A 19,470-nucleotide genomic window follows, 5' to 3' on the forward strand; every position below is an offset into this window, starting at 1 on the left:
CACGGGCAGATCCTCGACCTCATCGCCGGCGGCGGCGACCCGGCCGAGATCGAGCGCATCGCCTGCGCGCTCTGCCGCCCCACGCTGGGATGCTTGGGGCGTTGGGGTGGCCAGGTGTGGCCGCGGGGCGTCAGTCGTGGAGGATGACGTCGAGGTTCGCGCCGTTCAGTTCGGCGGTGTGGCCGAGGCCGGCGACGGCCTTCAGTAGCTCCTCCGGGGTGCGCGGCGCGGCGCCCGACTTGATCAGGTCGTGGGCGACGCGTCCGCGGGTGGCCTTGGCCATGTGGCTGACGACGGTGCGCTTGGGGACGCCGCCGACGAGGCGCTCCCGGAACACCCGGACGGAGACCGCCGGGCCGGGCGCCTTCCACACCGATGCGTACGGTCCGGACCGCATGTCCACGACCAGGTCGTCGTCCAGGCGGAGGGTCCTGCGCATCGCCGGGCGCCACGACGCCCCCAGGCCGCTTCCAGGCGGCAGTGACACGCCCATGGACAGCCGGTAGGGCGGGACGCGGTCGGTGAGCCTCAGCGCGCCCCACAGCCCCGAGAACACGATGATCTGCCGGGCGGCGGCCTCGGTGTCCAGATCGGCCAGGTCGAGGTTGTCGTAGAGGACGCCGGTGTAGAGCTGCGCCACGGGCAGTGTCGGGGCCTTGCGGAGAGCCTTGTTGCGAGCGAGGGCCTCGTCGGCCTGTCCGGGGGGAAGCCCGAGAACCTCCGCCGCGTCGGCGCCCCGGGACGCCTTCGCCAGGGCCGCCAGGACGCGCCGCCTCGTCGGCGTCAGGCCGGGGAAGCTCAGTGAGGCCAGGTCGAGGGGCGGACCGTCCCCCTCGGTAGCCTTCTTCTCCGACGGCGGCAGCAGGATGTGCACGATCCCCCCGAAAGCGGTGACGGATGGCGCGGTCATTGGACAGGCGTTTGGGCGAACTGGTCGCCGAGGCGTGGCCCGCGCCGTTCGCCCAGGATATGGGCGGCTGGCTGCTGCGCCACGCCGACGGTGTGACCAAGCGGGCCAACTCCGTCCTGCCCGTGCACGACCCAGGGGACGTGGACCTGGCCATCGGGCGGGCCGAGCGCTTCTACACCGAGCTCGGGCTGCCGACCGTGTTCCTGATGGACGCCCAGGCGCGGCCCGAGGGGCTCGACGGAGTCCTTGAGCGGCGAGGCTACGAGCTGGTCGAACCGACGATCGCGATGACGACGGACCTGAGCGGTCCCCGCGAGCGCGGCGGCGTGGACGTCATGGACGCCCCGTCGCGGGAGTGGCTCGATCTGTGGTGGTCGGTGGACGGTCGCCACGACCATCAGCTGCCGATGGCGGAGAAGATCCTCACGGGGGTGGGCGCGGGCTACGCCAGCGTGGACGGTCTCGCCGTGGGGCGCGGCGTCATCCAGGGGAAGTGGCTCGGCGTCTACGCCATGGCCGTCGCGCCGGACGCGCGACGGCGGGGCCTGGGGCGGCGCGTCCTGCGGGCTCTTCTCGGCTGGGGGAGCGAGCGGGGATGCGAGCGGGCGTACCTGGTCGTCGTCGAGCGGAACGCCGCCGCCAGGGCGCTGTACGAATCGGAGGGGTTCGTGCCGGCGGCCGCATATCACTACCGCGTAAGGAATGTCACCGCGAGGTGAGAACCGCGGGGGCGAGCGCATCAGGGCACTGTCCCAATATGGTTACGATATGCAGTCACTCATATACTCTCCGCAGTTATCGCCGCATCGCGCTGCGGGGAGAGGCTATGGAGGAAAAGGGAACGGCGACCGCCGTCTCCGGTGGCCGCCGTCCTTGGCTCGCTCTATTTGGAGGTCTACCGCTCCTCGTCCGGAGCGACAGTCGGGGTTTCGGTAAGCCGGTCGGTCTCGTCCTGTATGTCGGCCCCGTTGGAGCGGAGCGCCTCTGCGTACTTGCGACCGTGGTGGGCGCAGAACAGAAGGTCGCCGCCGCCTACAAGGACCGCACGGACGTAGGCCTGAGCGCCGCAGCGGTCGCATCGGTCGGCGACGGTCAGCGGCTTGGTTGGGGCAAGGGCTCCAGTCACGGCACCTTCCTCATGCTCGGGGTCGGTACTTAGGACAACATCTAACCCGACGTGGGCGTTCCCAACCTGGTTCTTCGTACGCCCACAGCAGAATGGCCCAATAAGTGACCGAGGTCACATTAGGCCGCGTCCCACCGGAACAGGCGCACGGCGATCAAGGCTCCGACGACCGCGACCCCCAGCAGAACGGCGATCTGGGGCAACGCCGAGGTCGGCCCGAGTCCTCTGCCCATCACATTGAGCATGCCCTCGTTGAGATAGCGCAGGGGGAAGATGTACGACAGCGTCCTCATCCAGGTCGGCGAGGCGTCCAGCGGGAAGAACGAGCCGCCGAGGAACGCCATCGGCAGCACGATCAGCTGGGTCACGGCCTGCGCGGTCTCCTGCGTCTTGGCCCACGCGCCGATCAGCATCCCGATCGACAGGAAGGCCAGCACGCCCGCGATGACCATCGGGATCGCCATCCACCAGGCGCCGCTGAGCTTCAGGCCGAACATCGGGAGCTGCGCGACGAGCACGAAGAGCGCGAACTGGACGAGCGCCACGGCGAGGCTGACCGCCACGCGCGCGGCGAACACGGTGGGGATGGGGGCCGGGGAGAGCTGGAGGCGGCGCAGGATGCCCTTGGTCCGCCACGTGACGAGCGTCTGGGACGCCCCGAAGACGCCCGCCGACGCCAGCGCCCAGCCCAGCAGGCTCGGCGTGAAGAACTGGATGGCCTTGAGCGAGTCGTCCTCCACCCGCTGGTCGGTCAGCCGGTAGGCAGGCGGCTTGCCGGAGGCCGAGAGGTTCGCCGACTGGACGACCGAGTTCATCAGCCCCCGCACGGTCCCGGACTTGACCTGGTCGGCCGCCGAGTAGTGGACGACCAGCTCGCCCCCGCGCTGCTCCACGACGGCGTCCGCGTCGCCCTTCTCCACCGTGCGCAGGGCGGCGGCGCGGTCGGCGGCCTTCTCGACCTTCATGACCTTGCCGAGCTCGCCCCCTGCCTGCGCCACCGCCTGGTCGAGGACCGGCGCCTTGCCCACCTCCAGGATCTTCACCTTGGACGTGGACTGGTGGCCGAAGATCCCGCCGAAGACGACCAGGAACATCAGGGGGAACAGCACCGTGAAGAACAGCGCCGTGCGGTCGCGCCGGAAGCCCAGGAACATCGCTCTGGACAGGCTCTTGAAACTCTCGAACGTGCTCACGCCCTGTACTCCCGTCCGGTGAGCTCCAGAAAGACGTCCTCAAGGGTGGCGCCGCGGATCTGGACGCCGTCCAGCGCGTTCTTCGCGGCCATGGCGGCGACCACCGCGGAGGGGTCGCGGGTGGAGATGGTGAGCGAGACGCCGTCGTCCTCGGCCTCGTCCGCGCCCGGCAGGAGCCGCGCGTCGGCCACGTCCAGGACGCCGCTGGCCACGCTGATCCTGGCCGGGGCGTCCAGCCCGCGCACCAGGACCGCGGGCGGGCCGAGCCGCAGGACCCTGCCCGCGTCCATGATGGCGACGCGGTCGCACAGGCTCTCCGCCTCGTCCATGTAGTGCGTGGTCAGGACGATGGTGCGGCCCTCGGTGTTGATCGACCGGAGCACGTCCCACAGGTTGCGGCGCGCCTGCGGGTCCAGCGCGGCGGTGGGCTCGTCCAGGAACACGAGCTCGGGGTCGTGCACGAGCGCGCACGCGATGGACAGGCGCTGCGCCTGGCCGCCCGACAGCTTCTCGACGCGGGTGTCGGCCTTGTCGTCCAGGCCGACAAGTTCGAGCATCGAGTCGGCCTTCTTCGCGGGGACGCCGTAGAGGGAGCCGAACGTCCGCAGCTGCTCGCGCGCGGTCAGCCGCTCGAAGAAGGAGGACGCCTGCAACTGGACGCCGATCCGGGGGAGCAGCTTGGAGTTGCGCGGCCAGGGGGACATGCCGAGCACGGTGAGGTCGCCCTCGTCCGGCTCCCGCAGGCCCTCGATGATTTCCAGGGTGGTGGTCTTGCCCGCGCCGTTCGGCCCGAGGATGCCGAAGAACTCGCCCTCCTCGACGGAGAACGTCACCCCGTCCACGGCTCGGACGTCCCCGTATCGCTTGCGGAGGCCCGAGACCTCGATCGTTTGCGCCATGCGAGGACAGTAGGGATTAATCGGGCTTTCGCGCACCCACCCTCGGGTGGAGGTCCGGGTCCAGAAGTCGGAGTGCGGGTAGCCTGGCGAACCGTACGGGCCCTCCCGCGCCGGCGTGCGGAACGTCGGCGGCGGCGAGCCTTTCGGTGGATTGTCGGCGGCCGGGGGTACCCTGCTGCCGACCGTCCTACCCCCGAGGAGCACACGCACGTTGACCGCCGCGACCGCCGAAGCGACAACCGAAGACCCGCACGGCTACTCCGCCCGGCACCTCTCGGTGCTGGAGGGGCTGGAGGCCGTGCGCAAGCGACCCGGCATGTACATCGGGTCCACCGACAGCCGTGGCCTCGCGCACTGCCTGTGGGAGATCGTCGACAACTCCGTCGACGAGGCCCTCGCGGGCTACTGCACGCACATCAGCGTGACGATGCACGCCGACGGCTCCTTCGAGGTGGGCGACAACGGCCGCGGCATCCCGGTCGACCTGGAGCCCAAGACGGGCCTGCCCGGCGTCGAGCTGGTCATGACGCGGCTGCACGCGGGAGGGAAGTTCGGCGGCGTGTCCTACACCGCCTCCGGCGGCCTGCACGGCGTCGGCGCCTCCGTCGTCAACGCCCTGTCCGCGCGGCTGGACGTGGAGGTCGACCGCGACGGCCACACCCACGCCATCAGTTTCCGGCGCGGCCTGCCCGGCGAGTTCGCCGAGGACGGCCGCCCGAACGCCCGGTTCAAGAAGAAGTCGGGCCTGCGGCAGATCCGCAAGGTCGCCAAGAAGACCACCGGCAACCGCACCCGGTTCTGGCCCGACATGCAGATCTTCCTGAAGGACGCCACGGTCGAGCAGTCCCTCGTCCTCGACCGGATGCGGCAGACCGCGTTCCTCATCCCGGGCCTGACCATCGACGTCCGCGACGAGCGCGGCGAGGAGGTCGTCGACGAGACGTTCCGGTTCGACGGCGGCATCAGCGAGTACTGCTCCTATCTCGCCAAGGACGCCCCGATCGTCGACGTGCTGCGGCTCCAGGGGCGCGGCCACTTCACCGAGACCGTCCCCGTCCTCGACGAGCAGGGCCACCTGACGCCCACCGACGTCGAGCGCGATCTCGAGGTCGACGTCGCGCTGCGCTGGGGCAACGGCTACGACACGATCACCAAGTCGTTCGTCAACGTGATCGCCACCCCGAAGGGCGGCACGCACGTGCGCGGCTTCGACCGCGCCGTGCTCAAGGTCCTCAACGAGCAGCTCCGCGCGGTGAAGCTGCTCAAGAACGGCGACGAGGACGTCATCAAGGAGGACGTCCTGGAGGGCCTCACCGCCGTGGTGACGGTCCGCCTCCCCGAGCCGCAGTTCGAGGGCCAGACCAAGGAGATCCTCGGCACCTCCGCGGCGACGCGCATCGTCTCCCAGGTCGTGCAGCGCGAGCTGCGCGCGATCTTCGAGAACCCGTCGCGCGGGCAGAAGCAGCCGCTGCGCGCCGTCCTGGAGAAGGTGGTCGGCGCGGCCAAGACGCGCATCGCCGCCCGCACCCAGCGCGACAACCAGCGCCGCAAGAACGCCCTGGAGAACTCCGCCCTCCCGGCCAAGCTCGTCGACTGCCGCTCCGCCGACGACCGCAGCGAGCTGTTCATCGTCGAGGGCGACTCGGCCCTCGGCACCGCCAAGCTGGCCCGCAACTCCGAGTTCCAGGCACTGCTGCCCATCCGCGGCAAGATCCTGAACGTGCAGAAGGCGTCCGTCGCCGACATGCTGAAGAACGCCGAGTGCGCCGCGATCATCCAGGTGCTCGGCGCCGGGTCGGGGCGGACGTTCGACGTCGAGGCCGCCCGCTACGGGCGCGTGGTGATCCTCGCCGACGCCGACGTCGACGGCGCGCACATCCGCACGCTGCTGCTCACGCTCTTCCACCGCTACATGCGGCCGATGCTGGAGGCCGGGCGGATCTACTCCGCCGTCCCGCCACTGCACCGCATCGAGCTGGTCAAGCCGCGCAAGGGGCAGGACAAGTACATCTACACCTACTCCGACGCCGAGCTGCGGCAGCGGCTCGTCGAGCTGGAGCGCAAAGGCCAGCGCTGGAAGGAGCCGATCCAGCGCTACAAGGGCCTCGGTGAGATGGACGCCGACCAGCTGGCCGAGACGACGCTCGACCCCCGGCACCGGGTGCTGCGCCGCGTGCGCATCGAGGACGCCGAGGAGGCGGGCAAGGTGTTCGACCTGCTCATGGGCAGCGAGGTCGCCCCGCGCCGCGCGTTCATCACCGCCGGGGCCACCGAGCTGGACGTGGAGCGCATCGACACCTGACCGGGTCTCTCCACCCTGGGGTGGAGTGCGGGAAGTCCAGCCGTGCGGCGATCCGCGCGAGGGCCGTCCCGTCCTACCCTCGGGGCATGAACACGCTGGACGACGTCCTCCCCGCCGCCGTCGCCGCCCCCTCGGTCCCGTGCCGGCGGTGGCGGGCGGGTCTCGCCGACGCGCGCCGCGCGCACGCCGTGCCCCTCGTCGCCATGCCCCTTGTCGCCGTGCCGGTCGGCGTGGCGCCATGAGGATGACCCGTGTCGTGATCGCCGGGGCCCTGGTGACCTGGGTCCTCACCGCCTACATACGCGGGATGCTCAGGGCCGATCCCGCTCCGGCGCTGCACGGCGCCGGCCTGGCACTCGTCGTGCTCAACGTGGTCATGTTCGCCTTGCTGGGGAGCGGCATCTGGGTCGGGCGCAAGAGCGAGACGCGGCACCGGCGTGCGGGCGTGGCCCTTCTCCTGGCGGCCATCGGTTCGGCGCTGGCGCTGTACGCGCTCGCCCCCGACTCCGGCACCGGGTTCTTCTTCTCCATGGCCGGGCTCTGGATGCTGCTGATGTGGCTGCCGATGCCGGGGGGCATCGCGGTGAGCGCGCTGACGGTCGCCGCGATCGGCGGTCTGGGGGAGGCGTTCGGCTCCGGCGGCGCCGACGTCGGTCAGATGGCGGCGGTCGCGGGCATCACGCTGGGCGCGCTCGCGAGCCGCCGGGGCAAGGCCGCGCAGGAGGCGACCCGCCGCGCGGAGGCGGCCAACGCGGTTCTCGCGGAGCGGTCGCACCTCGCGCGGGAGATCCACGACATCCTGGCCCACTCGCTGTCGGCGCAGATCGTCCACCTGGAGGGGGCGCGGCTGCTGCTGGCGCGGGACGGCGACCGCGCCCAGGCCCTGGACCGGGTGGAGCGCGCGCGGAACCTCGCCCGGTCCGGCCTGGAGGAGACGAGGCGGGCCCTGGCCACGCTGCGCGGGGAGATCCCGCAGCCCAAAGAGGTCATCCAGGAGCTCGCGGAGGAGTTCCACGCCAGCACCGGGCGCCCCTGCGACGTGCACGTGACCGGCGCGCCGCGCGAGCTGCCGCCGCAGGCCGGGCTCGCGGTCGTCCGGACCGCGCAGGAGGCGCTCACCAACGTCCGCAAGCACGCTCCCGGCGCGCGCGCCCACGTCGCCTTGCGGTACCTCGCCGGCAGGGTGGAGCTCGAAGTGACCGATACGGGCGGCACCGAGCCCGTCGAGGAGCCGGACGGCGGCGGCTACGGCCTCGTGGGCATGCGGGAGCGCGCGGAGCTGATCGATGGGACGCTGGTGACCGGACCGGACGGCAAGGGATTCCGCGTGTCCCTCAGCGTGCCGGCCTGACGGGAGGGCGAGCGGTGAGCGACACGGCGAGGATCCTGGTCGTCGACGACCAGACCGTGGTGCGGGAGGGCCTGGTCCTCCTGCTGGAACTGCTGCCGGGCATCGAGGTCGCGGGGGCGTGCGGCGACGGTGAGCGGGCCGTGGCGATGGTCGCCGAGCTGCGTCCCGACGTCGTCCTGATGGACCTGCGCATGCCGCGGATGGACGGGGTGGAGGCGACGCGCCGGATCAGGGAGGCGCACCCGGACGTCGGGATCGTCGTCCTCACCACCTACGCCGACGACGAGTCGATCTTCGCCGCGCTGCGCGCCGGGGCCCGCGGCTACCTCACCAAGGACGCCGACGCCGACGAGATCGCCCGCGCCGTCGCCGCCGTCCGCGGGGGCGCGTCGCGGCTGGACCCGGCCGTCCAGCGCCGGCTGGTCGAGGCCGTGGCGGCCGGCGAGGCCCCCCGCCGGGCTTCGGGCTCCGGGCTGCCGGACGGCCTGACCAGGCGCGAGGCGGAGGTGCTGGCCCTCATCGCCCGGGGGCGCTCCAACGCCGAGATCGCGGGCGACCTGTTCATCTCCGAGGCGACCGTCAAGACGCACATCAACAACCTGTTCGCCAAGGCGAACCTCCGCGACCGGGCCCAGGCCGTCACCTACGCCTTCCGGCACGGACTCGGCGGATGATCTTCGGTCAGGGTCCGGCAAGGGCCGGGTCAAGCCCCCGTCGCGCGCGCCCGCGCGGCCCCAGCATGGGACCGTGCTGAGAACCTGCATGATCGCGGACTACCTGCGCCCCTACGCGCAATGGCGGATCAACCGCCCCGACCCCTGCGACGACGGCCGGAACGCCCGCGCCGCGATCGGCCTCATCGACGCGGCCGCCTACGTGAACGAGCTGGACGACAGCGAACGCGTCATCGTGCGCATGGCCATCGCCGGCTGCTTCACCCTGGGCCGCTTCAACCCGGGCGCGGAGGGGGAGAAGGTCATCCGGTTCTGGCACTACGACGACGCCTCCGGCGGCCCGGCCGACCTCCTGGAGATCCTGGCGGACTGCGCCGAGCGCGGCCTGCGGACGACGGTGCCGCATCCCCGTGAGGGCCAGACCGCCCCTGTGTGATCAGCCCGGCTCGTTGCCGGGCCTCCACTTGATGCCGCACCCCAGGCTGGGCGTGTGGGGCTCGGGGACGTCCTCTCCGGCCAGGACCAGGTCGAGCGCGGCTCTGAGCGCGGCGCCGTCCGCCACGACGTCGTTGCTCGGCCTCGCCCCGTCGAACTCGCCCCGGTAGGCGAGCGTGCGCTCTCGTCCGTAGAGGAAGAAGTCGGGCGTGCAGGCGGCCTTGAACGCCTTGGCCGTCTCCTGCGACTCGTCCACCAGGTAGGGGAAGCCGAACCCGGCCCTCTTCGCCTGCTCCCGGAGGTGGTCGGCGCCGTCGTCGGGATAGTTGGAGACGTCGTTGCTGCACACGGCGACCGTGGCCAGCCCCCTGGTCGCGTACTCGGCGGTGAGAGCGCCGATCCCGTCCTCGATCCGCCGCACGTAGGGGCAGTGGTTGGACAGGAACACCACGAGGAGGGCCGCCGCGTCCGGGAAGTCGCCGTCCGAGACGAACCCGCCCTCGACGGAGGGGAGCCGGAACGCGGGGACGGGGGAGCCGAGCGGAACCATGAACGATGCGATGGCCATGCCCCCATCATGGCCCACCGGTGACCAAGCGATCGCTTGCTAGGCTTCGGGCATGCCCTCCCAGGACCACATGAAGCAGGCGCTCCAGACCTACGTCGACGCCTTCAACGCCGCCGACGCGGTGACCGTTTCCGGCCTCTACGCCGACGACGCCGTCATCGAGGACCCGGTCGGCCACCCCCCGATCAGCGGCCGGGCCGCCATCGAGGAGTTCTACGCCAACGCCATCGCCGGCGGCGCCAAGCTCACCCTGGACGCCCCCATCCGCGGCTCCCACGGCGACCGCGCCGCCATGGCCTTCACCGTCGACGTCCCGGGCCTGCGCGTCCACGCCATCGACGTCATGACCTTCAACGCCGAAGGCAAGATCGTCCGGATGGAGGCCCACTGGGGCCCCGACGACATCGAGACCTGACGGCCTGGGGAAGGCGTCGCCGCGTCTCTGCCGGGGGTGGAGCGACCTTGTCGCCATCGGCGCGCCCGCCGACGAAGGTGCGGGAACCGTGTCCGTGCCGAGCCTTATGTCGCCGTGTCCGGCGGCCTGGTGACCTCGAAGGCATGGACTGCGAGTGGCCGCATCCGGCCGCGCGCTTTCTGTAACTCATCGCTCACTGCAGGTGAGAGCCGGAAAGGGCGGGTAGGGTCCGCTCTCAATCCCGGTACGTGCACGCTCCGTAATCAAGTGAGTCGCCGAGACATCTGGCAGCCGAGCGTGACGTGATGAACACTCCTTGTGTTCGGTCCCCCTGGCTCACCTGCCGCCGCTCACGCCTCAGACACACCCCGCGTCTCGGGGTGCGCGTGGGCACCGGCGGTGGGGAGCCACCGTCGAAGGAGAACATATGTCGTCGATCAAGACCACGGCTCTGGCCCTGGCCGCGACCGCCGCGGTGACCGGCCTGGTCACCGCCGGAGTCGCCAGCGCCCAGACCCCCGCCAAGCCCGCCGCGGCCCGGGCCGCCGCCGTTCCGCCGGGCTATCAGATCGTGGCCCTGCCGAACGCCAACGTCCCCAACTTCCAGCGGCGGGTCGTCGTCTGCCCAGGCACCAAGCACGTCCTCGGCGGCGGCGGGGAGGCGCGCGGCAACGGCGCCATCCTGGTGGGCTCGTTCCCCACCGACGACGGTCGCGGCTGGATCGCGCTCGGCCGCCAGATCGGCTACAACGACGTCGGCATCAGCGTCTACGCGATCTGCGCCGACTGACGTCGACCCCTTCCGCCGGTCCCGGCCGCCTCCGAGCCGCCGGACGGTGAGTGAGGGGCGGAGGCCCCGGGCGACCGCCCGGGGCCTTTCGCGTCATTCCTCTTCGGGGGGCGCTTCTTCGGGGGCCGGGCCGATCGGACCGCTGACGGCGGTCAGCGGCGTGTCCAGCGGCTCGCCGGAGCCGTCCCTGCGGCCCAGGGTGACGTTGAGCGTCGCGGGCCTGCCGCCGGCGCCCGCCGCCCGCAGGGGCGTCAGGGCCGCCCAGGCCTGGAGCAGCACGTCCTCGCCCTTGAGGAAGCGGTGGGCGCGGACGCCGCCGGTGGCGCGGCCCTTGGACGGGAAGTCGGCGAAGTCGGCGAGTTTGATCCCGCCGGTCTGGGTGCCCGGCAGCGCCGAGGACGAGCCGGAGACCGTGATGACGCGGGCCTCGCGGGACGGGTCGAGGGCGCCGAACCACAGGACGCTCGCGCCGGAGCCGAGCTTGATGCCCGCCATGCCGCCGGCGGCCCGTCCCTGCGGACGGACGACGGACGCGGGGAAGTGCAGGAGCTGGGCGTCGGTGCTGATGAAGACCAGGTGCTGCTCTTCGGACGTCAGCTGGACGGCGCCGACCACGCGGTCGCCGTCCTTGAGGCCGATGACCTCGAACTCGTCGCGGTTGGCGGGGAAGTCGGGGACCACCCGTTTGACCACGCCCTGGGCGGTGCCCAGCGCCAGGCCGCCGCCTTCCTCGCCGACGGAGGCGATGCCCACGACCGTCTCGTCGGGCTCCAGATCGACGTACTCGGTGACCGGCGCCCCGCCCGCCAGGGACGGGGGCGTCGCGGACGGCGGCAGCGTCGGCAGGTCGAGGACGTCGACGCGGATCATCCGGCCCAGGGACGTCACCGCGCCGACCTGCCCGCGGGCGGTGGCGGGCACGACCGAGGCCAGCACGTCGTGCGCGGCGCGGGGGCCGCTGTCGGGCAGGGGCGAGGCGTCGTGCGTGCGGGCCATGAGGCCGGTGGCGGACAGCAGCACCGTGCACGGGTCGTCGGCGACCTCCAGCGGCACGGCGTTCGCGGCGGTCTGGCCCGAGGACTCCAGGAGGATGGTGCGGCGCGGGGTGGCGAACTCCTTGACGACCTCGCCCATCTCCTTGGAGACGACGCCGCGCAGCTTGCGCTCCGAGTCGAGGATCGCGGTCAGCTTGGCGATCTCCTTGGCGAGCTGCTCCTTCTCCTTCTCCAGCTCCAGCCGGTCGAAGCGGGTGAGGCGGCGCAGCGGGGTGTCGAGGATGTACTGCGCCTGGATCTCCGACAGCTCGAAGATCTGCATGAGGCGCTGCTTGGCCTGGGCGGCGTCGTCGCTCTGCCGGATGACCTGGATGACCTCGTCGATGTTCAGCAGGGCGACGAGCAGGCCCTCCACCAGGTGCAGGCGGTCCTCGCGCTTCCTGCGCCGGAACAGGGAGCGCCGGCGGACGACGTCGATGCGGTGGTCGATGTAGACCTGGAGCAGGTCGCGCAGCCCGAGCGTGCGGGGCTGGCCGTCGACCAGGGCGACGTTGTTGATGCCGAACGTCTCCTCCATCGGCGTCAGCCGGTAGAGGTCGGCGAGGACGGCCTCGGGGTTGAAGCCGTTCTTGATCTCGATGACCAGGCGGAGGCCGACGGTGCGGTCGGTGAGGTCCTTCAGGTCGGCGATGCCCTGGATCTTCTTGGCGTTGACCAGTTCCTTGATCTTGGCCTTCACCCGCTCGGGACCGACGGCGTAGGGCAGCTCGCTGACGATGATGCCCTTGCGGCGGGGCGTGACGCTCTCGATGGAGACCGTGGCGCGGGTGCGGAACGTCCCCCGGCCGCGCTCGTAGGCGTCGCGGATGCCGTCCAGCCCGACGATCTTGCCCCCGGTGGGCAGGTCGGGGCCGGGCACGAAGCGCATCAGCTCTTCCAGCGTGGCGTCCGGATGGTCGATCAGGTGCCGGGCCGCGGCGACGACCTCGCCGAGGTTGTGCGGCGCCATGTTCGTGGCCATCCCGACCGCGATGCCGGACGCGCCGTTGACCAGCAGGTTCGGGAACGCGGCGGGCAGCACCTCCGGCTCCTGCTCCTGCCCGTCGTAGTTGGGCCGGAACTCGACGGTGTCCTCGTCGATGGAGGAGACCATCAGCATCGCCTCGCGGGACAGCCGCGCCTCGGTGTACCGCATGGCGGCGGGCATGTCGTCGCCGCCGAGCGACCCGAAGTTGCCGTGCCCGTCCACGAGCGGCATCCGCATGGCCCAGGGCTGCGCCATCCGCACCATCGCGTCGTAGATGGCGCTGTCGCCGTGCGGGTGCAGCTTGCCCATGACCTCGCCGACGACGCGGGCGCACTTGACGTGCCCGCGGTCGGGGCGCAGCCCCATCTCGTTCATCGAGTACAGGATCCGCCGCTGGACGGGCTTCATGCCGTCGCGCGCGTCGGGAAGGGCCCGCTGGTAGATGACCGAGTAGGCGTATTCGAGGAAGCTGCCGCGCATCTCGTCGGAGACGTCGACGTCGACGATGTTCTCCTCGAAGTCCGGCGGAGGTGGAGGGGCTTGGGATCCGCGTCGTGCCATGCCCCACATTGTGGCCGGTCCCGGGGACATCTTTCGCCCGCCTCACCGGGTGATCCGGTCGAGTCGGCGGATCGATCCCGTTTCGTCACCTCCGCGGACCTGGCAGATTGGGTGGGAACCCTGCCGGTTTCTCCGGGGGAAGTTCGTCGAGCAGGTGGAGGTTTCGTTGAGCGGGCTGGCCGACTTCCAGAACTCGATCTATCTGCAGGGGCTCGGCGACGTCCTGCCGGCGCTGCCCACGGACCTGACGAGACTGGAGGGCCTCGCCGAGCGGTCGCTGTCGGCGCGGGCGTTCGGCTACGTGGCCGGGTCGGCGGGCAGCGAGGCGACCGCGCGGGCGAACCGCGCCGCGTTCGACCGGTGGCGGATCGTCCCGCGCATGCTGCGGGACGTCGCCGAGCGCGACCTGTCGGTGACCGTGCTGGGCACCCCGATGCCGTCGCCGGTCCTGCTCGGCCCCATCGGCGTGCAGTCGATCCTCCATCCGGACGGCGAGCTGGCGGTCGCGCGGGCGGCCGCGGCCGAGGGGCTGACGATGGTGCTGAGCACCGCGTCCTCGTTCGGCATCGAGGAGGTCGCGGAGGCGAACGGGGACGGGCCGCGCTGGTACCAGCTGTACTGGCCGAAGGACCGGGAACTCGCCGTCAGCTTCCTGGAGCGGGCGAAGTCGGCCGGGTACACCGCCCTGGTCGTCACGCTCGACACGTTCACGCTGGCGTGGCGCCCGCGCGATCTGGACCAGGCCTACCTGCCGTTCCTGCGGGGGATCGGCGTCGCGAACTACTTCAGCGACCCGGTCTTCCAGAAGGCCGTCGGCGGGCCGGTGACGGAGGCCAACCGCGACATGGCGCTCCTGCACTGGGTGGCCAACTTCGGCAACCCGAGCCTGACCTGGGACGACCTGATCTTCCTGCGCGAGCACTGGGACGGGCCCATCGCGCTCAAGGGCATCCAGCATCCCGACGACGCCCGCCAGGCCGTGGACGAGGGGATGGACGCCGTCGTCGTCTCCAACCACGGCGGGCGCCAGGTGGACGGCGCGGTCGCGTCGCTGGACGCGCTCCCCGGCGTGGTCGAGGCCGTCCGCGACCAGGCGACGGTCCTGTTCGACAGCGGGATCCGGACCGGGGCCGACATCGTCAAGGCGCTCGCCCTGGGCGCCGAAGCCGTCCTGGTCGCGCGGCCGTACGCCTACGGGCTGGCCCTGGGCGGCCAGGCGGGCGTCCAACACGTCCTGCGCTGCCTCCAGGCGGAACTGGAGCTCACGATGGCGCTTTCCGGCGTCAAGCGTCCGGACGAACTGCACCCGGAGGTTCTCGTTCGCGCTTAGCCCGCGCGAAGGATGAGGTCCGCCCGCCGGACTTTCACAGGCGATTGCGGGTAGGGAGACGCGCATGCGCTGGCCCGATCACGCCATCTGGTGGCACGTCTATCCCCTCGGCTTCGTCGGCGCCGAACGCGAGGCTGCCGAACGCGACGCCTCCGCCCCGGAACCGCGGCTCGGCCGGATCGCCGGATGGCTCGACCATCTCGTCGGCCTCGGCTGCAACGGCCTCGCGCTCGGGCCGGTGTTCGCGTCCGAGACGCACGGTTACGACACCGTCGACCACTACCGGGTCGATCCCCGGCTCGGCGGCGAGGGCGACCTGCGGCGGCTGATCGATGAGGCGTCCGGTAAGGGCGTCCGTGTGCTGCTCGACGGTGTCTTCAACCACGTCGGGCGCGGGTTCCCTCCGTTCGCCGATGTCGCCGCCAAGGGCGAGGGCTCGGCGTACAGGAAGTGGTTTCACGACGACCTGCGCACGTTCGAGGGCCACGATCGGCTCGTGACCCTGAACCACGCCGAACCCGAGGTCGCCGACTACGTCACCGACGTCATGACCCACTGGCTGGAGCGCGGCGTGGACGGATGGCGCCTCGACGCCGCCTACGCCGTCCCGGCGGACTTCTGGCGGACGGTCACAGACCGCGTCCGCGCGCGCTTCCCCGATGCCTGGCTCGTCGGCGAGGTCATCCACGGCGACTACGCGGGCCTTGTGGAACGGACCGGATTCGACTCCGTCACCCAGTACGAGTTGTGGAAGGCCATCTGGAGCTCACTGAACGACCGGAACTTCTTCGAGCTCGCCCATGCGCTGGACCGCCACAACGGGATGCTGGCGACCTTCGCCCCGCAGACCTTCCTCGGCAACCACGACGTGACCCGCATCGCCACCCGGCTGACCGAACGGCGCGATCTGGCCCACGCGCTGGTGATCCTGATGACCGTCGGCGGTGTCCCGTCCATCTACGCCGGTGACGAGTTCGCCTTCGAAGGCGTCAAGGAGGAGCGCGAGGGCGGGGACGACGCCATACGGCCGCCGTTCCCCGCCCGGCCCGGCGACGTCCCCGGCCACGGCGGCGCCCACCACCGCCTCCACCAGGACCTCATCGGCGTGAGACGGCGCCACCCCTGGCTCGTCCGGGCGCGGACCACGGCCGCCACCTTGACCAACACGGCCTTCTCCTACACCGTGGAGGACGGTCCGGAGCGGCTGGGCGTCGTGCTGAACACGGGCGGCGAGCCCGCGAAGGTGTCCCTGCCCGCCGCCGGCTGGACGTGCGTGGCGGGTGACGCGGCCTTCACCGGGGACGGCGCCGTCGTCCCGCCCGCCGGCTGGGCGATCGCCGAACCATGACATCCGTCATGGGCCGCCCCTGAGAACTTCATGATCGTTTCCTGACGTCCGTGACTGCACGCCCGCGCCGCCGCCGGACAGCATGGAGGCCATGAGGGCACCTGTGATCGAGGTACGCGACCTGGACCTGAACGAGGCCGTGCGCAACGTCTCGTTCACCGTGGCGCGGGGAGAGGTCTACGCGCTGCTGGGCCGCTACGGCTCCGGCAAGACGGCCCTGCTGGAGATCCTCGCGGGGCTGCGGCGGCCCACCGGCGGAACCGTCCGGCTCCGCGGCGCCGACCCCTACACCGACCGGGACACCGCGCGCGCCGCCGCCGTCTGGCGCGACGGGGGCCTCTTCCCTGGACTGACCGTCGCCGAGGTGGTCGACGCCTGGCGGCGCTGGACCCTCGATCCGCTCACCCGGGACGAGGCGCTGCGGCTGGTCGGCCTCAGCCGCCTCGCCGACGTGCCGTTCGAGCGGCTGACCGCGGGGCGGCGCCGCATGCTCGACCTGGCGCTGGCCCTGGTCGGACGGTCGGACGTGCTCGTCCTCGACGAGCCCACCGCGGGGCTCGACGACGCCGCCGCGCGCGAGGTGTGGTCCGTCCTGGCGAGGGTGGCCGCGGACGGGGCCGCCGTGGTGGTCGCGACCCGCGACCCGGGCGAGGCGTGCCGCGCCGACCGGGTCGGGATCCTCGACGAGGGCCGCCTGGTCACCGGACGGGACGCCGCCCGCCTCCGCGCCGCCTGAGCCCCCGCGCCCCCCTTGACGGCCGCATACGCTGGGCGCGTGCAGCCCCGGATCCCCCGTCCCACCGTCATCGCCGCGATCATCGTGGGGATGACCGTGCTGACGCTGGCCGGGTCCCTGCTGCAGGCGCTCTGGTACGAGGCGGTCGACCGGCGGGACGCCGGACGCCTGCTCCTGGTCCTCGCCGGCACCGGCGGCGCCTTCGCCCTCTACGCCCGCCTCCTGTGGCAGAACCTGATGCGCCGCACCGCCCCGGCGCACAGGCTGGGGCTCGCCGCGGTCGCGGCGGTCTGCTGGGCGCTGCCCCCGCTGCTCGGCACCGGTCAGGGCTGGGGCAACGCCCTCCTGGTCCCCGCCGGGCTGCTCGCCGTCGTGCTCCCGGTGCGCGAGGCGGTCGCCGTGATCGCGGCGGCGACCGTCCTGACCCCCGCCTACGGCGTGCTCCTCGGGCTCCCCGCGCTGACCGTCCTGTACGAGACGGCGGCCGTGCCGCTCGCCGCCTTCTCCGGATACGTCACGGTCTGGCTGTTCCACGTCGTGCAGGAGCTCCGGGAGGCGCGCGCCGAACTGGCCCGGTCCGCGGTGGGGGAGGAGCGCCTCCGGTTCGCCCGCGACCTGCACGACGTCCTCGGCCACAGCCTCCAGGCCGTCGCGCTGCGCGCCGAGGTGGCCGAACGGTTCGTCGAACGCGACGACGGCCGCGTCCGCAAGGAGCTGACCGAGATCCAGACGATGGCGCGGGACGCGGTGCGGGACGTGCGCGAGGTCGTCCGCGGCTACCGCGCCACCTCCCTGCGCACCGAGCTGGACGGCATGTCCGCCGTCCTGCGCGCCGCCGGGATCCGCTGCGAGCGCCCCGAGGTGTCGCCGGAACTGCCCGCCCACGTCCACGAGCCGCTCGGCTGGGTCGCCCGCGAGGCCGCCACGAACGTCCTGCGGCACTCCAGCGCCACCTGGTGCCGGATCACCGTCCGGGCCGGCCGCGACCGCGTCCAGCTGGAGATCGTCAACGACGGCGCCGCGCGCCGCGCCGCCGCGGACGCCGGCAGCGGCCTGGCCGGGCTCGCCGAACGGATCGCGGCCGCCGGCGGCCGCTTCCGGGCGGGCCCCGAGGGCGACGGGACGTTCCGGGTGACGGCCGCCGTCCCCGCGAAGGGAGACGCATGATCCGCGTGCTGCTGGCCGACGACCACCTCCTGATCAGGGAGGCGCTCGTCCTGCTTCTGGAGACCGAGGACGGCATCGAGGTCGCCGCCGACGTCGGGCGCGGCGACGAGGCCGTCGAACGCGCCCTCGCCCTCAGGCCCGACGTCGCCGTCCTCGACATCGACATGCCCGGCCTGGACGGCCTCGCCGCGGCCGAGCGCCTGGCCCGCGAGCTGCCCGACTGCCGCCTGGTGATCGTGACCGCGCACGGCCGCCCCGGCAACCTGCGCCGCGCCATGGCCGCCGGCGTCCGCGGCTTCCTCGGCAAGGACGCCCCCGGCCGCCGTCTCGCCGAGGTCGTCCGGCAGGTCGCCGGCGGCGCCCGCTACATCGACCCCCAGCTCGCGGCCGACGCCCTCGCCGCCGAGGAGTGCCCCCTCACCCCCCGCGAACTCGACACCCTCCGCGCCGCCGCCGACGGCGCCCCCGTCTCCCGCATCGCGCGCACCCTGGGCCTCTCCGAGGGCACCGTCCGCAACTACCTCTCCGCCGCCGTCACCAAACTCGGCACCGACAACCGCCACACCGCCGCCCGCACCGCCAAAGACCTCGGCTGGCTCTAGTTTTATTGCGTTTTTCTCCTTCTTCGGGCCTGGCGGCCCTCCATCGTCGATAAACGCGGGCGATCGCTGGCATCGCTTCGTCTCGCCTGGCGGCTCGCTGCGCGATCAGGTTCTCGCAAGCTCGAACCTGCCTTCGGACGCGATCGCATTGGTGGAGGTTGTTGTGTGGTTGCGGTGGTGGCTGGGGTCGTGGATGAAGGTTGGTGATCGCTGGGTTCGCTTCGGCTCGCCTGGCGGCTCGCCTGGCGGGTCGGTGCGCGGTCAGCTTCTTGCTTTGCTCGAATCTGCCTTTGGGTGCGATCGCATGGGTGGAGGCTGTCGCTTGGTTGCGGTGGTGGCGGGGGGGTCAGCGGCGGGCCAGGACCAGGGAGCCTCGTTTTGTCACCGGGAGCGGGGTGTTCAGGTGGGTGGCCGCCTCGGTGGCCTGGGGGCGGGGGACCTGGCGGGCGATCAGGTACTCGCGGACGGCGGCCTCGTCGGGGAGGGTGATCAGCGGGGCGTCCCAGCGCTCCACCTCGACCTCGCCGAAGACCTCGCCGACGCGGGCCGGGGCCTCCTCGGCGTCGAACGTGGTCGGCTCGGGGCGCCACACCGGCGACAGCTCGGGGCTGTCGGTCCGGCAGATCGCGGTGACCAGCAGGAGGCCGCCCGGGGCGAGGACGCGGCGGGCCTCGCGCAGCGCCCGGTCGGGGTCGTCCAGCTGGGGGAGGAGGTTCACGGCCACGGCGGCGTCGAACGTCCCGTCCCGGAACGGCAGGCGCAGCGCGTCGGCCCGCAGGCGGGGCGCCGGGTGGGCGGACACGAGGTCGGCGGAGGCGTCCAGCCCGACGAGCCGGAACGGCGGCGGGTGGGGGAGGGCGTCGCTGAGGGCGCCCTCCCCGCAGCCGATGTCCAGGACGCGGGACGCGCCCGAGCCCAGCAGCTTGGTGGCGATGTGGTCGTGCAGGCTCCGCGCCCCGATCAGGTACTTCCTGATGACCCTGGCGGCCAGGCGGAAGCGCTCGGTGTCGTGGTCGGGCGTGAGGGCCATGCAGAGAGTCT

20 protein-coding genes are annotated in these 19,470 nt (G+C 72.1%); 13 read left to right on the forward strand and 7 right to left on the reverse strand.

Annotated elements, in window-relative coordinates:
- Positions 1-130: 130 nt before the first annotated feature.
- Positions 131-874 carry a YaaA family protein gene (locus ABD944_RS37650; protein ID WP_345185689.1) on the reverse strand — a complete coding sequence of 248 codons (744 nt, stop codon included), beginning with the start codon at positions 872-874 and terminating at the stop codon, positions 131-133.
- Between the two features lie 35 nt (positions 875-909).
- On the opposite strand from ABD944_RS37650, the gene ABD944_RS37655 reads away from it, so the two are divergent.
- Positions 910-1,629 (forward strand): GNAT family N-acetyltransferase, encoded by a 720-nt coding sequence (locus ABD944_RS37655; protein ID WP_345185543.1) that lies wholly within the window; start codon positions 910-912, stop codon positions 1,627-1,629.
- A 176-nt stretch (positions 1,630-1,805) separates the two neighbouring features.
- Here ABD944_RS37655 and ABD944_RS37660 read toward each other — a convergent pair whose 3' ends face one another.
- The 3 genes from ABD944_RS37660 to ABD944_RS37670 all read right to left on the reverse strand — a co-directional run bounded on the left by ABD944_RS37660 (position 1,806) and on the right by ABD944_RS37670 (position 4,128).
- Positions 1,806-2,036 carry a DUF7455 domain-containing protein gene (locus ABD944_RS37660; RefSeq protein ID WP_345185546.1) on the reverse strand — a complete coding sequence of 77 codons (231 nt, stop codon included), beginning with the start codon at positions 2,034-2,036 and terminating at the stop codon, positions 1,806-1,808.
- Positions 2,037-2,155: 119 nt separating this feature from the next.
- Entirely contained in the window at positions 2,156-3,229 is a 1,074-nt protein-coding gene (locus ABD944_RS37665) for an ABC transporter permease (protein ID WP_345185550.1), read from the reverse strand.
- Entirely contained in the window at positions 3,226-4,128 is a 903-nt protein-coding gene (locus ABD944_RS37670) for an ABC transporter ATP-binding protein (RefSeq protein WP_345185553.1), read from the reverse strand. Before ABD944_RS37670 ends, ABD944_RS37665 begins: the two co-directional genes overlap by 4 nt.
- A gap of 211 nt (positions 4,129-4,339) precedes the next feature.
- On the opposite strand from ABD944_RS37670, the gene ABD944_RS37675 reads away from it, so the two are divergent.
- The 5 genes from ABD944_RS37675 to ABD944_RS37695 all read left to right on the forward strand — a co-directional run bounded on the left by ABD944_RS37675 (position 4,340) and on the right by ABD944_RS37695 (position 8,891).
- Positions 4,340-6,430, forward strand: a complete 2,091-nt coding sequence (locus ABD944_RS37675) for a DNA gyrase/topoisomerase IV subunit B (protein ID WP_345185556.1) — start codon at positions 4,340-4,342, stop codon at positions 6,428-6,430.
- Positions 6,431-6,516: 86 nt separating this feature from the next.
- On the forward strand, positions 6,517-6,672 hold the full coding sequence (locus ABD944_RS37680) for a hypothetical protein (protein WP_345185559.1): 156 nt from the start codon (positions 6,517-6,519) through the stop codon (positions 6,670-6,672).
- A complete protein-coding gene (locus tag ABD944_RS37685; RefSeq protein WP_345185563.1) occupies positions 6,669-7,781 on the forward strand; it encodes a sensor histidine kinase in 1,113 nt (370 codons plus the stop codon). The genes ABD944_RS37680 and ABD944_RS37685 overlap by 4 nt, the downstream gene beginning before the upstream one ends.
- A 14-nt stretch (positions 7,782-7,795) precedes the next feature.
- Positions 7,796-8,455 carry a response regulator gene (locus tag ABD944_RS37690; RefSeq protein ID WP_345185566.1) on the forward strand — a complete coding sequence of 220 codons (660 nt, stop codon included), beginning with the start codon at positions 7,796-7,798 and terminating at the stop codon, positions 8,453-8,455.
- Between the two features lie 73 nt (positions 8,456-8,528).
- Positions 8,529-8,891, forward strand: a complete 363-nt coding sequence (locus ABD944_RS37695; RefSeq protein ID WP_345185568.1) for a hypothetical protein — start codon at positions 8,529-8,531, stop codon at positions 8,889-8,891.
- Here the strand turns inward: ABD944_RS37695 and ABD944_RS37700 are convergent, their stop codons facing one another.
- Positions 8,892-9,458 carry a thioredoxin family protein gene (locus ABD944_RS37700; protein WP_345185572.1) on the reverse strand — a complete coding sequence of 189 codons (567 nt, stop codon included), beginning with the start codon at positions 9,456-9,458 and terminating at the stop codon, positions 8,892-8,894. It lies immediately after the preceding gene.
- A 52-nt stretch (positions 9,459-9,510) separates the two neighbouring features.
- Between ABD944_RS37700 and ABD944_RS37705 the strand changes: the two genes are divergently transcribed.
- Entirely contained in the window at positions 9,511-9,873 is a 363-nt protein-coding gene (locus tag ABD944_RS37705) for a nuclear transport factor 2 family protein (protein WP_345185575.1), read from the forward strand.
- A gap of 427 nt (positions 9,874-10,300) precedes the next feature.
- A complete protein-coding gene (locus ABD944_RS37710; RefSeq protein ID WP_345185579.1) occupies positions 10,301-10,663 on the forward strand; it encodes a hypothetical protein in 363 nt (120 codons plus the stop codon).
- Between the two features lie 93 nt (positions 10,664-10,756).
- Here the strand turns inward: ABD944_RS37710 and ABD944_RS37715 are convergent, their stop codons facing one another.
- Positions 10,757-13,246: a DNA gyrase/topoisomerase IV subunit A gene (locus tag ABD944_RS37715; RefSeq protein ID WP_345185583.1), complete on the reverse strand. Its 2,490-nt coding sequence runs from the start codon at positions 13,244-13,246 to the stop codon at positions 10,757-10,759.
- Positions 13,247-13,412: 166 nt separating this feature from the next.
- Here ABD944_RS37715 and ABD944_RS37720 point away from each other — a divergent pair, with 166 nt between their 5' ends.
- The 5 genes from ABD944_RS37720 (at position 13,413) to ABD944_RS37740 (ending at position 18,429) form a co-directional block, all read left to right on the forward strand.
- Positions 13,413-14,576, forward strand: coding sequence for a lactate 2-monooxygenase (locus ABD944_RS37720; RefSeq protein WP_345185586.1), 1,164 nt, complete (start codon positions 13,413-13,415; stop codon positions 14,574-14,576).
- Positions 14,577-14,640: 64 nt separating this feature from the next.
- Positions 14,641-15,924: an alpha-amylase family protein gene (locus ABD944_RS37725; RefSeq protein ID WP_345185589.1), complete on the forward strand. Its 1,284-nt coding sequence runs from the start codon at positions 14,641-14,643 to the stop codon at positions 15,922-15,924.
- Between the two features lie 91 nt (positions 15,925-16,015).
- A complete protein-coding gene (locus tag ABD944_RS37730) occupies positions 16,016-16,660 on the forward strand; it encodes an ATP-binding cassette domain-containing protein (protein ID WP_345185592.1) in 645 nt (214 codons plus the stop codon).
- 39 nt (positions 16,661-16,699) lie between these two features.
- Positions 16,700-17,827 carry a sensor histidine kinase gene (locus ABD944_RS37735; RefSeq protein WP_345185596.1) on the forward strand — a complete coding sequence of 376 codons (1,128 nt, stop codon included), beginning with the start codon at positions 16,700-16,702 and terminating at the stop codon, positions 17,825-17,827.
- The gene (locus ABD944_RS37740) at positions 17,824-18,429 is read left to right on the forward strand and encodes a response regulator transcription factor (RefSeq protein ID WP_345185599.1); all 606 of its coding nucleotides are present in this window, start codon (positions 17,824-17,826) and stop codon (positions 18,427-18,429) included. The genes ABD944_RS37735 and ABD944_RS37740 overlap by 4 nt, the downstream gene beginning before the upstream one ends.
- A gap of 346 nt (positions 18,430-18,775) precedes the next feature.
- Here the strand turns inward: ABD944_RS37740 and ABD944_RS37745 are convergent, their stop codons facing one another.
- Entirely contained in the window at positions 18,776-19,459 is a 684-nt protein-coding gene (locus tag ABD944_RS37745; protein ID WP_345185603.1) for a class I SAM-dependent methyltransferase, read from the reverse strand.
- Positions 19,460-19,470: the final 11 nt, after the last annotated feature.

The organism is Actinomadura verrucosospora (assembly GCF_039540335.1).
GTDB lineage: Bacteria > Actinomycetota > Actinomycetes > Streptosporangiales > Streptosporangiaceae > Spirillospora > Spirillospora verrucosospora.

Coding starts and splice junctions, on each gene's coding strand:
- ABD944_RS37670 (WP_345185553.1), bottom strand. CDS start 4,128: ATGGCGCAAACGATCGAGGTCTCGGGCCTCCGCAAGCGATACGGGGAC.
- ABD944_RS37680 (WP_345185559.1), top strand. CDS start 6,517: ATGAACACGCTGGACGACGTCCTCCCCGCCGCCGTCGCCGCCCCCTCG.
- ABD944_RS37685 (WP_345185563.1), top strand. CDS start 6,669: ATGAGGATGACCCGTGTCGTGATCGCCGGGGCCCTGGTGACCTGGGTC.
- ABD944_RS37700 (WP_345185572.1), bottom strand. CDS start 9,458: ATGGCCATCGCATCGTTCATGGTTCCGCTCGGCTCCCCCGTCCCCGCG.
- ABD944_RS37705 (WP_345185575.1), top strand. CDS start 9,511: ATGCCCTCCCAGGACCACATGAAGCAGGCGCTCCAGACCTACGTCGAC.
- ABD944_RS37710 (WP_345185579.1), top strand. CDS start 10,301: ATGTCGTCGATCAAGACCACGGCTCTGGCCCTGGCCGCGACCGCCGCG.
- ABD944_RS37715 (WP_345185583.1), bottom strand. CDS start 13,246: ATGGCACGACGCGGATCCCAAGCCCCTCCACCTCCGCCGGACTTCGAG.
- ABD944_RS37725 (WP_345185589.1), top strand. CDS start 14,641: ATGCGCTGGCCCGATCACGCCATCTGGTGGCACGTCTATCCCCTCGGC.
- ABD944_RS37730 (WP_345185592.1), top strand. CDS start 16,016: ATGAGGGCACCTGTGATCGAGGTACGCGACCTGGACCTGAACGAGGCC.
- ABD944_RS37740 (WP_345185599.1), top strand. CDS start 17,824: ATGATCCGCGTGCTGCTGGCCGACGACCACCTCCTGATCAGGGAGGCG.
- ABD944_RS37745 (WP_345185603.1), bottom strand. CDS start 19,459: ATGGCCCTCACGCCCGACCACGACACCGAGCGCTTCCGCCTGGCCGCC.